We start from the raw sequence: 15216 nt of genomic DNA on the forward strand, positions 1-15216 counted from the left end.
CGACGTGCATCAACGCGTCAACAACCATTCACGCTTGAACAACCACTGCTGCGGCTGCCACAGATTGGCCAGCGTGACTTCGCCTGGCATATGCCGGCTGGTGAGCAGCCAGCGCTCCCCCAGTACTCGGCACTGAGGCAGACACGTCGGTGCGGTTTCCGCGCTGTCGGACTGGATCCACACCACGCCGTCATGGGAGGCGAGCAACTGCTGGAGCTGCTGTGCCGGCATCGGCAAGGTGGTCCCCGGCGCGACCCGGGCCAGGGCGCGGCCCCCGGTGTCGTAGGGGATGAACTGGCGCTGGCCCGGCAGCAGGAACTGGAAACGCTCAAACTGGCTGTTAAAGCCATTGGGGACGGCAATGCGCCCGGCAGGCGTCGCAGTGGCGGCCTCATAGAGCCCGACCGGGCCATCCATGGGGGCCACCGTCAGGTCGAACGTGGCATAGACCAGCAGGCCTGCCAGCACGGCACCGGTGCGCGTCCAGGTGGCATGCCACAGACCGATGACGATGACGCAGGCCCCCAGGCCGACGGTCAACAAAACGAGGCCGATGTCCGTGGCCGACGACAGGCCCAGCGCATGGCCGACCCAGGCAATGCGCCCCAGCACCAACAAGGCCAGGCCTGACAGCAGCAGGGTCGGCACAAACCACAGGCGTCCGATGCTGCGCCAATGGAGCGCCAGCAGCATGGCCACCACCGGCATGGCCGGAATGACATAACGCGCCGAACGCTGGCTTGGGAACAGGAAGACCAGCAGCCAGACCGCAGCCCAGGCCAGCAGGATGGCTTGGTGTGGCGGCAAGGGCAGCTTGGTACGCAGCCGCGGCAGTTGTTTCAAACCCAGCCAAGCCAAGCCAATGACGGCGAAGGCCAGCAGACCGGCATTGACTGCATAGGCCAGCAGCTGCGACCAGAGGCTGGAGCCGCTGAGTGACAGCGCCTCCTGCCAGTAGCCGCGTGCGTCGGAGAACTTGGCGGCGTTCTCGCCAACGATGAACTCGCGCCAGACCGCAGCCGGGTCGGGGTCGAGTACGAACCAGAGCGCGAACACGCCCAGGGCCAGCAGTGCGCTGAACGCCGTGCGCAGGGTGTGGCGCAGCAGTGTGCGCCACGTCAGATGTGATTCGCTCAGCACCAGGGCCAGCCACCAGGCCGCCGCCGCCGGCGCGATGAGGGCAAACGACTTGTAGGCCAGGCCCAGTCCCAGGCCCAGGCCGAACAGGGCATGCAGGCCCCAGCCGGGGCCGTTGGCAGGCTGGCGCAGCCGTTGCCACAGCAGGCTGAAGAGCGGCAGGCTGAACCAAAAGGTCTCGGGCGCGCTGGTCAGGTAGGGCCGGCCGTAGCGGAAGGTGCTGAGAAAGACCAGATAGACGCAGGCGGCGATCAGGCCATCGCGCCAGTGCCGCGTGATCAGCCGCACGCTCCAGGCGATGGCGGCGGCGATCAGCAGCGTGTAGATGAGGCTCGGCGTGCGCAGGGCGGCCAGGCTCCAGTGCTGGCCCCAATCGCCCGCCACCATGGCCTGCCAAAACAGCAGCGGTGGCTTGGTGTTGCGCGTGTCGGCCAGCTCGGAGGCCAGCGGCAGCCAGTGGCTGGTTTCCGCCGTCTTGCGCGCGATATGGGCATAGACCATCTCGTCGCCATTGGTCGGGATGTACTGCCCGCCCAGCCCGCAGGCATAGACCGCGATGGCCAGCAGCAACAGGGCCAGCCAGATGAAAGTAGGGTCAGCCGCAGAGGCTGGGGTCGAGTAGCCGGAAGAGCGCATGGAAGTCCCGATGCCGGGCTGCCCCGGCGATGCCCGGCATTATGGCTTGCGGCGGTGACGGAAGGTCCAGCGGTCGTTGGCCACGAAGTTGCTGACGCTGGCGATCACGATGGCGATCACATTGGCCAGCAGATAGTGCATGAAGTGCGTCAGCCACAGGGTGAGTGCGTACTGCAGCAGGATGCCCAGCCAGGAGGCGGTGGCGTATTGGCCCAGCTGCGTCAGCAGGTTGCGCTTCGAGTAGCCCGCCTCGTGCTGCATCGAGGTGGCGTGCAGCCGGTCGGACCATGTCCACAGCCGGTTCCAGGTGAAGTTGTTGACCGTGGCCACCGCGATGGCGAGTGCCAGCGAGAAATAGGGTTTGCTGCCCGGCGCTTCGATGGCGTTGAACAGGAACTCGTGTGCGGTATAGAGCACGGCCAGATTCACCACCGTGCCGCTGGCGCCGACCAGGCCGAAGCGCACATAGCGGAAGCTGTGCAGCCAGTCGATCAGGCGCCAGATGCGCTCGCGCAAGGAAGACGCACTCATGCCGCGGTGGGCTCCGGTAATTCGCGCAGGGCCTGCAGGGCATCGGCCAGCACGGGATCGGGGGCGATGCGTTTGAGGCACTGGTTGTCGCCGTCACAGAAGGTCAGGCGGTGGTTGTAGGCCGAGAGGCAGGGTGAGCAGGCGATGCCGGACTCGTACACGGTGGCTTGAGGGCCTAGATGTGCAGGGCGCAGGCCGGGCAGCGGTCCGTAGAGCTTGCCGGTCTCTGGGCCGAAGAACATCAGGACGCGGATCGGCGTCAGGCTGGCGAAATGGCCCGGGCCGCCATCGTTGGTCAGCAGCAGGTGGCTGGCGTGGAACAGCATCAGCAGCTCGCGCAGGCTGCGCGTGTAGCCGGTCAGGGCCACACACAGTTCGCTGCCGACCTGGGCGCGGATCTCATTGGCCAGGGCGGTGTCGTCCTTCAGGCCGATGAAGGCCACGGCATGGCCCTGGTCGCACAGGCCGCGGGCGACGCGGGCATAGTGCGCAGCCGGCCAGGCGCGCTCGGGCAGGATGCCGCCGCCGGGGTACATGAGCACGAGCTTGCGACCGGCCAGCACCGGGTGGTCGGCCAGCACCTGGGCCCGATAGGCCTGCAACTCCTCCGCGGTGAAGGGCACCGACAGGCCGGTCTCGCTCGGCAGCTCGCGGATGGGTGCGGCCTTGTTGCGTGGTGCGCCATCGCTTTCCAGCGCGTCGACCAGCGAGAGAAACTGCTTGCTGATGTGCTGGTAGGGGTTGTAGGGAATGGCGTAGTTGATATAGCTGCCGCGGTACAGGCCTTCCTGAGTATGCGGCGTGAAGCCGGCGCGCCGGGGGGCGCCGGTCAGGTAGGACAGCAGGCTGCTGACGCGCGAGAACAGCTCGCAGTCGATCACGGCATCAAGCGGCAGGCGGCGCATGGCCAGCGTGACACGCAGGATGTCGCGCAGCAACCGGAAACCCGAACTGTCGTCGATCGCGTGCAGGTGCTCGTGCGCTGCCAGCCCGAGCATGCGCGCGACTTCCTGGTTCTTCTTCAACTGCAGCACATGCACCGTGGCGCCGGGGTAACGCTGGCGCAGCGCCGCGAACATCGGGCCGGCCAGCACAACGCTGCCCATCTCGGACAGCAGGATGACCAGAATGTGGCGCGGTGCGCGGCTGCGGTCTACCTTCGGTGCGCGCGTGCCGATCAGCCGCGCCCACAGCGACACAGCGCCGCACAGGAGCTGGCCAACCCAGCGATCTATCCAGCGTTGCGTCTGCAGCTTCATGCCCGGCCGTCCCCGCCTTTACTTCAGGCCGGCAGCGGCGCGCAGCGCCTGGGCCTTGTCGGTGCGTTCCCAGGTGAACTCGGGCTCTTCGCGGCCGAAGTGGCCGTAGGCGGCGGTCTTTTCGTAGATCGGACGCAGCAGGTCCAGCATCTGGATGATGCCCTTCGGACGCAGGTCGAAATGCTCGGCCACCAAGGCGGCGATCTTGTCATCGGCAATGACGCCGGTGCCGTGGGTGTTGACCGTGATGTTCATGGGCTTGGCCACGCCGATGGCGTAGGCCACCTGCACCTGGCATTTCTTGGCCAGGCCGGCCGCCACGATGTTCTTGGCCACATAACGCGTGGCGTAGGCGGCGGAACGGTCGACCTTGGACGGGTCCTTGCCGGAGAAGGCGCCACCACCGTGCGGGCAGGCGCCGCCATAGGTGTCGACGATGATCTTGCGGCCGGTCAGGCCACAGTCACCCTGCGGGCCGCCGATGACGAAACGGCCGGTCGGGTTGATCAGGTAACGTGTCTCTTTGAGCCACTCCTTGGGCAGCACCGGCTTGATGATCTCTTCGATGATGGCTTCGGTGAACGAGGCCTTCATCTTGGTCTGGGTTTCGCTCTGGTCGGGGCTGTGCTGGGTGGACAGCACCACGGTGTCGATCGAGTGCGGCTTGCCGTCGACATAGCGCATGGTCACCTGGCTCTTGGCGTCCGGGCGCAGGAAGGGCAGACGGCCGTCCTTGCGCAGCTGGGCCTGGCGTTCCACCAGGCGGTGCGCGTAGTGAATCGGTGCCGGCATCAGCTCGGGCGTTTCATCGCAGGCGTAGCCGAACATCAGGCCCTGGTCGCCGGCGCCGATGTTGAGGTGGTCGTCGGAGGCGTGGTCCACGCCCTGGGCGATGTCGTTGCTCTGCTTGTCGTAGGCCACCAGCACGGCGCAGCCCTTGTAGTCGATGCCGTACTCGGTGTTGTCGTAGCCGATGCGCTTGACGGTGTCGCGTGCAACCTGGATGTAGTCGACATGCGCATTGGTGGTGATCTCGCCAGCCAGCACCACCAGACCGGTGTTGGTCAGGGTTTCGGCGGCCACGCGCGAACGCGGGTCCTGCTTGAAGATCGCGTCCAGGATCGCGTCGGAGATCTGGTCCGCCACCTTGTCGGGATGGCCTTCGGAAACGGACTCGGAAGTAAACAGATAATCGTTCGCCATGTGAATAAACTCCATAGTTTGGTTTCAGGCGCGTTGCCTGGGCTCCGGAGCTTCGGCGAACGCTTTAGCAGATTCGTCACGATGGACGAGGCACAATTGCCACACATTTGGATGCGGCGCCTGCGGTGTCGCCCTGCAAGTAGTTCATAACTCAGCGACCAGCGTAGTTTATCCGACTCATGATCACCCTGTTCCGTTTTCTGTCCATCCTGCCCCTGGGGTTGATGCAGGGCGTTGGCTGGCTGCTGGGCTGGGTGGTGTTTCTGTTGTCCAGGGTGTACCGGCGCCGCTTCCTGTCCAACGCGCATCAGGCCGGCTATGGTCGGCAGCAGTGGCGCGGCGCCGTGGGTCCCGCCGGCCAATTGGTGGCCGAGCTGCCGCGTTTGTGGCTGGGGCGGCCGGTGACCATTCAGTGGGATGGCGCACAGCACATCGAGGCGGCGCTGGCGCTGGGCCGCGGCATCGTGTTCCTGACGCCGCACCTGGGCTGTTTCGAGATCACGGCGCAGGCCTATGCACAGCGGTTTGGCCAGCGCCAACCGATGACGGTGCTGTTCCGCCCGGCACGGCAGCCCTGGCTGCGCACGCTGGTGGCCACGGCGCGCAGCCGTCCCGGGCTGCACACCGTGCCGACCACCCTGGCGGGCGTCAAGCAAATGCTGAAGGCCCTGCGCCAGGGGCAGTCGGTCGGGCTGTTGCCTGACCAGGTGCCGCCGCTGGGCCTGGGCGTCTGGGCGCCGTTTTTCGGCCAGCCGGCCTACACCATGACGCTGTCGGCCCGGCTGGCACAGCAGACCGGGGCGACGGTGCTGGTGGCCTGGGGTGAACGTCTGTCGTGGGGGCGTGGTTTTCGCATTCACGTGCGCCCCTTGGGCGTTGAGTTGCCCGCCGAGATGACGGCCGCCGCCGCCGTCATCAACCAAGCGATGGCGCAATTGATTGCCGAGTGCCCCCAGCAGTACCTGTGGGGTTATGCGCGCTACAAGCAGCCGCGGGAAGAACAGGGTTGAAGTTGGGACATCTTTTGAGTCATGTCGGTGTCGCTTTCATGCGGCTGTTGGCCTTTTTGCCGTTACCGTGGCTGCGGGCGCTGGGCTGGGTGTTTGGCTGGGTGCTTTACGGTTTGATCCGGTCGCGGCGCTATGTGGTGCGTACCAATCTGCGGCTGTGTTTCCCGCAATGGGACGAGCGCCACATCCGCTCGCTGTCGATCGAGACGTTCATTCGTTTTGCTCAGGCTTGGCTGGACCGCAGCTGGCTCTGGCACGGTGCCCCCGAGGTGACGCGCCGGCGCCTGCGGCTGACGGGTGCCGTGGCCGAACTGCAGGGCGAGGCGCCGACGGTCATCTTCGCGCCGCACTTCATGGGGCTGGACGCCGGCTGGACTGCGTTGACGCAGCAGCTGCCGCGCCGCTTCACCACCATCTACACCAACCAGGCCAATCCGGTGGTGGACGCCTGGATACTGGCCGGGCGCCGGCGCTTTGGCCAGGGGCGGCTGTTCGGCCGTATTGACGGCGTCAAGGCCATCGTGGCGGCGTTGCGTGAGGGCGAGCCGCTGTATCTCCTGCCTGACATGAATTTTGGCCCGGAAGACTCGGTCTTCGTGCCGTTCTACGGTGTGCCAGCGGCGACCGTGCCGTCACTGTCGCGCTTTGCCAAACTGGGTCGTGCCAAGGTGGTGCCGGTGGTGACGCGCATGACGGCGGCGGGTTACGAGGTCCGGGTGATGCCAGCTTGGGATGATTTCCCGACCGACGATGCCGAGGCGGATACGGCGTGCATGAACCGGCGCCTGCAGGACTACATCGACACCATGCCCGGCCAGTACTACTGGGTTCACAAACGCTTCAAGGACCGGCCAGCCGGTGTGCCATCGGTCTACTGAGACGGTGTTTGGCAATGAAAACCGGGTTTGGCGCCCGTTCCGATTGCGCCAGCTGCTTCTATTTTTGTAGCAAAAAGGCCTGCAGCGCCTCCATCACCAACTGGGGCTGCTCATGCACGATCCAGTGCGTGGCATCTGGCACGCGCTGCAGCGTGAGCTGCGGGATGTAGTCGTCCAGACCCTCGATCAACTCGGGCGGCAAGGCGGTGTCACCCAGGCCCCAGAGCACCAGCGTCGGCCGGTCGATGGTGAGCATTTCCCGCGGCAAGTCGATTGATGTTGCCGCCGGATCGTCCACGCGCGGCGGGCGCAGCGGCGAGGCGCGGTAGTAATTCAGGCTGCCGGTGAGTCCGCGATTCCAGACGGCACGGTAACGCGCCTTAACCTCTTCGGTCAGCCAGCCATATCCCCCGGTACCCGCACCCATGTTGAGGAAGAAGTCCCACAGCCGGCGGTAGTCGTCCTGCGCCAGCAAGGCTTCGGCATCGGGCCGGATGAGGAAGTTCATGTAGGCACTGGCAGCCTGCTGCTTCGGATTGCTTTTCAGCTCGCGCAAAAAGGTGCCGGGGTGCGGCGAATTGATGATGGCCAGTTTCTGGAGCAATTGCGGCAACTGGTTGGCCAGGTTCCAGGCCACCGCGCCCCCCCAGTCGTGCGCCACCAGGCAGGCCAGCTGGCCGCCTTGGTCCTTGGCTTCGATGGTGATCAACGCCGCGATGTCCTGCACCAGGTGCTTGGCGCGGTAGGCCGCCACATCGGCTGGTGCGCTCGACTGCTCGTAGCCGCGCAGGTTGGGCGCCACGCAGCGGTAGCCGCCATGCTCGGGGCGGGCGAAGTGTTCCAGCAGTTCGTCCCAGACAAAGGCGGCTTCCGGAAAACCGTGCAGAAACAGCAGCACCGGCCGGCCGCGCGCGCCGGCGGCGCGGCAGCTCAGGGTGATGCCGTGCGGCAGCGGCTGCAGCCAGGTTTCGATCATGCTGGCAATGCTTCGCTCTCAGGGTGGGCCCATTGCCATAACAGGCGGGCCACGTCCTCGATGCCGGTGCGTTTGGTGGCGGAGAACAGCCGCACCTCGCCGCCGCCGGCATTCAGCTTCATGATGGACAGGGCTTTGGCGGCTTCGCTGCGAGTGAGCTTGTCGGCCTTGGTCAGGATGACCAGAAACTTCAGGCCCTCTTCGACTCGGGGGCGGATCACTTCCAGCAGCACCTCGTCCAGCTCGGTCAGGCCGTGGCGTGGGTCGCACAGGAGGACGATACCTTTGAGGTTTTCGCGCGTGACCAGGTAATTGGCCATGACTTGTTGCCAGCGGATCTTGTCCTGCTTCGGGACAGCGGCGTAACCGTAACCCGGCAGGTCGGCCAGCACGGCGTCGGTGAGGCCCTGCTTGCCTAGGGCAAAGAGGTTGATGTGCTGGGTGCGGCCGGGTTTTTTGGAGGCGAAGGCCAGCTGTTTCTGCTGTGTCAGCGTGTTGATGCAGGTGGACTTGCCGGCATTCGAGCGGCCGACAAAGGCGATTTCCGGCACGTCCAGCGCTGGCAGGAACTGCAGCTGCGGGGCCGTGGTGAGGAAACGGGCCGTGTGCAGCCAGCCCAACTCCTGGACGGCTTCCGTCTTGGCGGGCGTGCCTTGACGGTGGTCAGGGCGGGACGGAGCGGGCGTTTTGGAGGGGGTGGTCATTGTGTGTGCTGGAAAGCCTGGATCCGCATTGTAGAATCAGGCAGTTTTGCTCCAACCACACCAGACAATCACCATGAAGTTGCTTGCTCACCTGTTGATGGCTGCCGCGCTGGCAGCGCCTGCTTTTTCCCACGCGGCACAAGAGGCCAAAGCACCGGCCAAGCCGGATCTGGCCCAAGGCGAGGCCAAGTTTGCGGCGGTGTGCGCATCCTGCCACGGTGCCGATGGCAACTCGGGCACGCCAGCCAACCCCAAGCTGGCGCAGCAACACCCCGCCTACCTGGTCAAGCAGCTGCAGGAGTTCAAGTCCGGCAAGCGTGCCAGCGCCGTGATGTCCGGTTTCGCTGCCACCCTGAGCGACGATGACATGAAGAACATCGCCGCCTGGCTGACCTCGCAAAAAGCCAAACCCGGCTTTGCCAAGGACAAGGATCTGGTGGCCTTGGGTGAGCGCATCTTCCGCGGCGGCATTGCCGACCGCCAGATTGCCGCCTGTGCCGGCTGCCACAGCCCCAACGGTGCCGGCATTCCCGCCCAGTACCCGCGTCTGAGCGGCCAGCATGCCGACTACTCCACGGCCCAGCTGGTGGCTTTCCGAGACGGCGTGCGCAAGAACAGCATCCAGATGACGCAGGTGGCGGCCAAGATGAACGACCGTGAGATCAAGGCGGTGTCCGACTACATTGCCGGTCTGCGCTGATCGAATACACCGGCTTGGTGCCGGGGCAATGCCGAAATCAATAAGTTTCGGATGATGTTTGGGGGAGAATGGCGGATTCGCACCCGCTGACGGAACCCGGCAGCTTTCGAACACTCCATACCAAGGCGGGTCTTTTGTGAAGACCTGCCTTTTTTATTGGTGCACAGCACAATTCACGCATGACAGTCTCCACCCAGGGTCTTGAACTCAAGTCGTCTTCCAGCTCGTTGCGCGCCGCGGTGGAGTTGCTGTCGTCGATGCGCTTTGCCATCTCGCTGCTGACGGTGATCTGCATCGCCTCGGTCATTGGTACCGTCCTCAAGCAGCATGAGCCGCTGACCAACTACATCAACCAGTTCGGTCCTTTCTGGACCGAGGTGTTCGGCAAGCTGGACCTGTATGCGGTGTACAGCGCCTGGTGGTTCCTCTTGATCCTGGCCTTTCTGGTGACCAGCACAACCTTGTGCATCGCACGCAACACGCCCAAGATCATCACCGACCTCAAGTCGTACAAGGAAAACATCCGCGAACAGAGCCTGCGGGCTTTCCACCATCGGGCGGAAGCGGCACTGGGTGAGGCACCCGAAACGGCGGCACGACGCATTGGCCAGCTGCTGGCGGGCAGCGGCTGGAAGGTCAAACTGCAGCAGCGCGAAACGTCGGCCGGTAGCGGCTGGATGGTAGCCGCCAAGGCGGGCGCGGCCAACAAGCTGGGCTATATCGCGGCGCACAGTGCCATCGTGCTGGTGTGTCTGGGCGGCCTGCTCGATGGTGACCTGATCGTGCGTGCCCAGATGTGGGTGGGCGGCAAGACGCCTTACAACGGTGGCGGCCTGATCGCCGATGTGAAACCCGAACACCGCCTGAGCGAGCGCAACCCGACCTTCCGCGGCAACCTGCTGGTGGCCGAAGGCACGCAATCGAGCACGGCCATCCTGAGCCAGTCTGACGGCATCCTGCTGCAGGAACTGCCGTTTGCCGTCGAGTTGAAGAAGTTCATCGTCGAGCATTACTCCACCGGTATGCCCAAGCTGTTTGCCAGCGAGATCGTGATCCACGACAAGGCCACCGGTGAGAAGCAGGAGGCGCGCGTCGAGGTCAACCATCCGGCCAGCTACAAAGGTGTCGAGATCTACCAGTCGAGTTTTGACGATGGTGGCTCCACCGTGCGGCTGCAGGCCTTGCCGATGAACGCGGCCACCAAGCCGTTCCAGATCGAGGGCGTGATCGGCAGCGCGTCACAGCTTACCAATGGCAGCGAGAAGTTGACGCTGGAGTACACCGGCCTGCGGGTGATCAATGTGGAGAATTTTGCCGGCAACGGTCCTTCCGGCGTGGATGTGCGCAAGGTCGATCTGCGTGAATCGCTCAACCAGCGCCTCGGTGCGGCCAACAAGGCCGACGCCAAGAAGACCCAGCGCAATGTCGGCCCCAGCATCAGCTACAAGCTGCGCGATGCTGCCGGCCAGGCGCGTGAGTTCCACAACTACATGCTGCCGATGGACCTGGGTGATGGCGTGCCGGTCTTCCTGTTGGGCATGCGCGAGACGCCGGCCGAGCCCTTCCGCTATCTGCGCGTACCGGCCGATGCGCAGGGTTCGAGCGACGAATTCTTCCGCCTGCGGTCTGCCTTGGCCGACCCTGCACTGCGTGAGCAGGCGGTGCGCCGTTATGCTGCCAAGGTGGTGGATGCTTCGCGCCCCGATCTGTTGCCGCAGCTGACGGCGTCTGCCGCGCGGGCCTTGGGCCTGTTCGCCGGTTTGGAAAAAGTCAAAGGCAGTTCGGCGCCGGGCGGCCTGCAGGCGGTGGCCGATTTCATGGAGGCCAACGTGCCGGAAAGCGAGCGCAACCGTGCCGGCGAGATGCTGATCCGCATCCTCAACGGGACGCTGTTCGAGTTGGCCCAGGTGGCGCGTGAGCGTGCCGGCCTCAAGGCTTTGGTGCCGGATGAAGCTTCGCAGGCGTTCATGACGCAGGCCGTGCTGGCCTTGAGCGATGCCTATCTGTACCCGGCACCCATGGTGTTGCAACTGGTCGATTTCAAACAGGTGCAGGCCAGCGTGTTCCAGGTGGCACGTGCCCCGGGCAAGAACATTGTTTATCTGGGCTGCGCCCTGCTGATCCTCGGTGTGTTTGCCATGCTGTATGTGCGGGAGCGCCGCCTGTGGGTGTGGCTGGCGCCGCAAGACGCTGGCGCGCACGCCACCATGGCGCTGTCGGCCAACCGCAAGACGATGGACGGTGACCGCGAATTTGCACAGCTCCGCGACAAGTTGATCGGGGCCAAGGAGTAAGACATGAATACTGCAACCACGACACTGACCCTGAACGAAGGCTACTTTGCCAAGCGCAATGTCTTCGACTGGCTGTTTGCCGCCCTTGTGCTGGCAGGGGGACTGTTTGCCTTCTCGACCTACAGCCACGCCATGGATGTGTACGAGAAGGGCATCCTGTTGCTGGCCATGCCTTCGGCTGTGGCGCTGGGCTGGTTCTGGCGTCCGCTGCGCGCCCTGATGCTGCTGGTGGCGGTCTTTTCCCTGCTGGGCATTGTGTCTTACCAAGGGCAGCTGGCGCGTGCCGAGAGCGTGTTCTGGCTCAAGTACTTCCTGTCCAGTCAGTCCGCCATCCTGTGGATGAGCATGGTGTTCTTCATGAGCACGCTGTTCTACTGGCTCGGCATGTTTGCCAAGGGGCAGGGCGCCACGATGGAGTTGATCGGTTCGCGCCTGGCCTGGCTGGCCGTGGCCATGGCCCTGATCGGCACCATGGTGCGCTGGTATGAGAGCTATCTGCTCGGTTCCGACATCGGCCACATCCCGGTGAGCAACCTGTACGAGGTGTTCGTGCTGTTCTGCTGGATGACGGCACTGTTCTATCTCTACTTCGAAGCCCAGTACCAGACGCGTGCCATGGGCGCTTTCGTCATGCTGGTGGTCAGTGCGGCGGTCGGTTTCCTGCTCTGGTACACGGCGGTGCGTGAGGCGCATGAAATCCAGCCGCTGGTGCCGGCGCTCAAGAGCTGGTGGATGAAGCTGCATGTGCCGGCCAACTTCATCGGCTACGGTACCTTCTCCCTCTCCGCGATGGTGGCATTTGCCTATCTGATCAAGAGCCAGACGCAGGAAACGCGCTGGTTCCGATTGGCGCCGTTGTGGATCTTCGGCATCGTGCTGTGCTTCGTTCCGCTGGCCTTCCGCAAGAGCACGGCCGAAGCGGGCGGCAGCTATTGGCTGGTTTATTTCATCATCGCCAGCCTGATCGTGGGCGGCATCCTGCTGGGTCGCAAGCGCATCGCTGAACGCCTGCCGACGCTGGAGGTGCTGGACGACGTGATGTACAAGGCCATCGCCGTCGGTTTTGCCTTCTTCACCATTGCCACGGTGCTCGGCGCCTTGTGGGCGGCCGAGGCCTGGGGCGGCTACTGGAGCTGGGACCCGAAGGAGACCTGGGCGCTGATTGTCTGGCTCAACTATGCGGCTTGGCTGCACATGCGGCTGATGAAGGGCCTGCGCGGCACGGTGGCTTCCTGGTGGGCGCTGGCTGGCCTGGGGGTGACCACGTTTGCCTTCATCGGCGTCAACATGTTCCTCAGCGGCTTGCACAGTTACGGCGCCTTGTAGGAACTTTGTCAGCGTGGAGGCGCTCCTACGACTCATGTTGTAACAAGGACCGCATCATGCTGATCAAATCGCGCAACAATGGCTTCATTCATCCGGTCGCCAGTGAGATCACCCCGCAGGGGATTTACACGCAGCGCCGTGAACTGATCCGGCTCATGGCCACAGGCGCCGCCGGGGCTGCGCTGGCAACGTGGGCCATGCGCGACGCCCAAGCCCAGACTGTGACAGCACGGCCAGGCAAACTGACGGCGCTGACGGCTGCCAAGTCCATGGTCAGCGGTGCCACCACGGTGGAGAAGATCACCGAGTACAAGGATGCCGCTGGCTATAACAACTTCTACGAATTCGGGACGGACAAGAGCGATCCAGCGCGCAACGCACACACACTGCAGACTTCACCCTGGACGGTGGCGGTCGAGGGGTTGGTGAAGAAACCCGCCAATTACACCCTAGAAGACTTGCTCAAACTCAGCCCCCAGGAGGAGCGGATCTATCGCCTGCGCTGCGTCGAAGGCTGGTCGATGGTGATCCCCTGGGTGGGTTACTCACTGTCGGAACTGATCAAGAAAGTTGAGCCGCTGAGCAGCGCCAAGTATGTCGAGTTCGTCACCCTGGCTGACCGCAAGACCATGCCCTATGTCAGCACCCACGTGCTGAATTGGCCTTATGTCGAAGGGTTGAGGATGGACGAGGCCATGCATCCGCTGACCCTGCTGACTTTCGGCATGTATGGCGAGATCCTGCCCAAGCAGAACGGTGCGCCCTTGCGCCTGGTCGTGCCGTGGAAATACGGTTTCAAGAGTGGCAAGAGTCTGGTGAAGATCCGTTTTACCGACAAGGAGCCCATGACCGCCTGGCACCAGGCCGCTCCCCAGGAATACGGTTTCTATTCCAATGTGAATCCGAATGTGGATCATCCTCGCTGGAGCCAGGCACGGGAGCGGCGCATTGGGGAAGACGGCTTGTTTTCCCAGAAGCGCAAGACGCTGATGTTCAACGGCTACGAGGCCCAGGTCGGCCAACTGTATGCCGGCATGGACCTCAAGAAATACTACTGAAACCGTTGCAGCTAATCTGGGGATGAATCGTTTCTTGCTGAGTCCTTTAGCCAAACCACTGCTGCTGGCGGTATGTCTGTTGCCATGTGCCTTTCTGGTTTATGCCGCCGCGTCTGATCAACTCGGGGCCAATCCGGCAGAAGCCTTGGTGCGTTCGACGGGCGATTGGACCTTGCGCTTCCTGTGCCTGGTGTTGGCGGTGACACCCCTGCGCATACGGGCCGGCTTGCCTTCGCTGGCACGATTCCGTCGCATGCTGGGGCTGTTTGTGTATTTTTATGTGCTGTTGCACCTGCTGTGCTACAGCTGGTTCGACATGGGGTTCGAGTTGCAGGACATTGCACGCGACATCACCAAGCGGCCTTTCATCCTGGTAGGTTTTGCCGCCTTTGTTTTGCTCACGCCCTTGGCTGCCACCTCTTTCAACCGTGCCATCCGCTGGCTGGGCGCTCCACGCTGGCGGGTCCTGCATCGGCTGGTCTATGGCATCGCAGTCTTGGGGGTGCTGCATTTCTTCTGGATGCGCGCATCCAAGAACAACTTGGCCGAGGTGGTGGTCTACGCCGGTATTGTCGGCATCCTGCTGGCTTGGCGCTTGTGGCGCAGGCTGGCGCTGCGGCGCACTTAGGCTGGCCGATGCCCAGCCGTGATGCTGGGATCGATGACATTCTTGGGCAGACGGTAAGCCGAGCTGTCGAACAGGTCGATACCGCATTGCAGGTTTTCAATCCAGGCCAGGAAGTCTTTGATGGCTCCCGCGCCGGCGATCGGCGCGCCATGCTGCGGCACGATCATTGCGATATCCAGTTCCCGAGCCATGCGAACCCACAGGCGCAGGATCTTGTTGGAGACCATGTAGCGGCGGTGGAAGCCCTCCATGTTCGGCAGGTGCGGCTTCAGTTCGGTCACAGGCTCGCGCGCTTGTTTGCCGCTGACAAGCGAGGCACCCAGGTCCCCGGTGAAGAGGATGCGGCTGACCGGGTCGTAAAAATGGAAGTTGCCTTCCGAATGCATGAAATGGGCCGGCAGCAGCCAGAGCTCGTGCTGTCCCAGCGGCAGGCGTCCCCCGGCATCGGGCACACCCACCACACGGTCATCGGTTTTTCCTACCTTGGTGAAGTGTGGTGCAAAGCGCTCCCAGATGCGGGAGATGACCAGTGTCGCCCGGGTGCTGGTCATCCAGCGGTCCAGCGAGGCGATGATGTCCGGGTCGGCATGGGATGCGATCAGGTAGGCCAGCTTGCTGGGCGGGAAGTGCTTCGACATGTTGAGGAACAACTCGTTGAAGGCCAGGTTGCCGCCCGGGTCGATGATGGCGCCGGTGTCGCCATCGCAGATGAGGAACTGGTTGGCTTGCACCGCCTGGCCGTCTTCATCGATCAGGTCGGTGAACATCAGGACCTCATGGGTCTTGTCTTTGTAGAGCTCAACAGGTGACATGGCAGCGCAAAGTAAGACCGCCCCTGAGGCAGGGGCGTCAATCCGGAATGGGCGGTCGATCGCT

The 15216-nt window shown here is 63.8% G+C and carries 14 protein-coding genes; 7 read left to right on the forward strand and 7 right to left on the reverse strand.

Going from position 1 to position 15216, the window contains the following annotated elements; genetic code table 11:
* Positions 1 to 9: 9 nt before the first annotated feature.
* Genes CDE01S_RS00370 through metK form a run of 4 tightly spaced genes read right to left on the reverse strand, consistent with a single transcriptional unit; the run spans position 10 to position 4766 of the window.
* The gene (locus CDE01S_RS00370; protein ID WP_066702025.1) at positions 10 to 1773 is read right to left on the reverse strand and encodes a glycosyltransferase family protein; all 1764 of its coding nucleotides are present in this window, start codon (positions 1771 to 1773) and stop codon (positions 10 to 12) included.
* 39 nt (positions 1774 to 1812) lie between these two features.
* Positions 1813 to 2304 (reverse strand): GtrA family protein, encoded by a 492-nt coding sequence (locus CDE01S_RS00375; RefSeq protein ID WP_066702028.1) that lies wholly within the window; start codon positions 2302 to 2304, stop codon positions 1813 to 1815.
* Positions 2301 to 3563, reverse strand: coding sequence for a glycosyltransferase family 9 protein (locus tag CDE01S_RS00380; protein ID WP_066702030.1), 1263 nt, complete (start codon positions 3561 to 3563; stop codon positions 2301 to 2303). Before CDE01S_RS00380 ends, CDE01S_RS00375 begins: the two co-directional genes overlap by 4 nt.
* 18 nt (positions 3564 to 3581) lie before the next feature.
* Positions 3582 to 4766, reverse strand: a complete 1185-nt coding sequence (metK, locus tag CDE01S_RS00385; protein ID WP_066702492.1) for a methionine adenosyltransferase — start codon at positions 4764 to 4766, stop codon at positions 3582 to 3584.
* A 179-nt stretch (positions 4767 to 4945) separates the two neighbouring features.
* Between metK and CDE01S_RS00390 the strand changes: the two genes are divergently transcribed.
* Positions 4946 to 5776: a lysophospholipid acyltransferase family protein gene (locus CDE01S_RS00390; RefSeq protein ID WP_066702033.1), complete on the forward strand. Its 831-nt coding sequence runs from the start codon at positions 4946 to 4948 to the stop codon at positions 5774 to 5776.
* A gap of 2 nt (positions 5777 to 5778) precedes the next feature.
* On the forward strand, positions 5779 to 6654 hold the full coding sequence (locus CDE01S_RS00395; protein ID WP_281179329.1) for an LpxL/LpxP family acyltransferase: 876 nt from the start codon (positions 5779 to 5781) through the stop codon (positions 6652 to 6654).
* A gap of 58 nt (positions 6655 to 6712) precedes the next feature.
* Here the strand turns inward: CDE01S_RS00395 and CDE01S_RS00400 are convergent, their stop codons facing one another.
* Positions 6713 to 7630 carry an alpha/beta fold hydrolase gene (locus CDE01S_RS00400; RefSeq protein WP_066702038.1) on the reverse strand — a complete coding sequence of 306 codons (918 nt, stop codon included), beginning with the start codon at positions 7628 to 7630 and terminating at the stop codon, positions 6713 to 6715.
* Positions 7627 to 8334: a ribosome biogenesis GTP-binding protein YihA/YsxC gene (gene yihA, locus CDE01S_RS00405; RefSeq protein ID WP_439648655.1), complete on the reverse strand. Its 708-nt coding sequence runs from the start codon at positions 8332 to 8334 to the stop codon at positions 7627 to 7629. The genes CDE01S_RS00400 and yihA overlap by 4 nt, the downstream gene beginning before the upstream one ends.
* A gap of 73 nt (positions 8335 to 8407) precedes the next feature.
* Between yihA and CDE01S_RS00410 the strand changes: the two genes are divergently transcribed.
* The 5 genes from CDE01S_RS00410 to msrQ all read left to right on the forward strand — a co-directional run bounded on the left by CDE01S_RS00410 (position 8408) and on the right by msrQ (position 14340).
* Positions 8408 to 9034 (forward strand): c-type cytochrome, encoded by a 627-nt coding sequence (locus CDE01S_RS00410; protein ID WP_066702495.1) that lies wholly within the window; start codon positions 8408 to 8410, stop codon positions 9032 to 9034.
* Positions 9035 to 9213: 179 nt separating this feature from the next.
* Complete coding sequence (locus CDE01S_RS00415) at positions 9214 to 11328, forward strand: cytochrome c biogenesis protein ResB (RefSeq protein ID WP_066702048.1); 2115 nt, start codon at positions 9214 to 9216, stop codon at positions 11326 to 11328.
* Between the two features lie 3 nt (positions 11329 to 11331).
* Complete coding sequence (gene ccsB / locus CDE01S_RS00420; protein ID WP_066702050.1) at positions 11332 to 12654, forward strand: c-type cytochrome biogenesis protein CcsB; 1323 nt, start codon at positions 11332 to 11334, stop codon at positions 12652 to 12654.
* Between the two features lie 56 nt (positions 12655 to 12710).
* A complete protein-coding gene (gene msrP, locus CDE01S_RS00425) occupies positions 12711 to 13712 on the forward strand; it encodes a protein-methionine-sulfoxide reductase catalytic subunit MsrP (RefSeq protein ID WP_066702052.1) in 1002 nt (333 codons plus the stop codon).
* Positions 13713 to 13734: 22 nt separating this feature from the next.
* The gene (gene msrQ / locus CDE01S_RS00430) at positions 13735 to 14340 is read left to right on the forward strand and encodes a protein-methionine-sulfoxide reductase heme-binding subunit MsrQ (RefSeq protein ID WP_066702057.1); all 606 of its coding nucleotides are present in this window, start codon (positions 13735 to 13737) and stop codon (positions 14338 to 14340) included.
* On the opposite strand, the gene CDE01S_RS00435 is transcribed toward msrQ, so the two are convergent.
* Positions 14337 to 15152, reverse strand: coding sequence for an oxygen-binding di-iron domain-containing protein (locus CDE01S_RS00435; protein ID WP_066702059.1), 816 nt, complete (start codon positions 15150 to 15152; stop codon positions 14337 to 14339). The two genes, msrQ and CDE01S_RS00435, sit on opposite strands and share 4 nt — an antisense overlap.
* Positions 15153 to 15216 lie beyond the last annotated feature (64 nt).

The sequence above is a fragment of the Curvibacter delicatus NBRC 14919 genome, from assembly GCF_001592265.1.
Lineage (GTDB): Bacteria > Pseudomonadota > Gammaproteobacteria > Burkholderiales > Burkholderiaceae_C > Hylemonella > Hylemonella delicata.